1 pseudogene is annotated in these 204 nt (G+C 78.9%); it reads left to right on the top strand.

What is annotated here, in order from left to right:
* Nucleotides 1–204 (top strand): annotated as a pseudogene (locus GT042_RS29635) (hypothetical protein); the annotation flags it as partial.

Here is a 204-nt window from a genome sequence, read left to right on the forward strand (position 1 = left end):
CAGGTGATCGCGGACCGGCTGGACCTGGCCGGGCTGCCCCTCACCCCGGACGGCCGGGTCGAGGGCGCCGACCGGCTCGCCGGCATCGTCGACGACACCGCGGCGGCGGACTTCGGGCGGTTATCCGCCCGCCTCGACACCAAGGCGGGGGACGGGGTGCCGCTGCGCGTGCACACCGCCGGGCGGCCCGGTGAGCGGGCCGTG

Source organism: Streptomyces sp. SID3212 (genome assembly GCF_009865405.1).
Classification (GTDB): domain Bacteria; phylum Actinomycetota; class Actinomycetes; order Streptomycetales; family Streptomycetaceae; genus Streptomyces.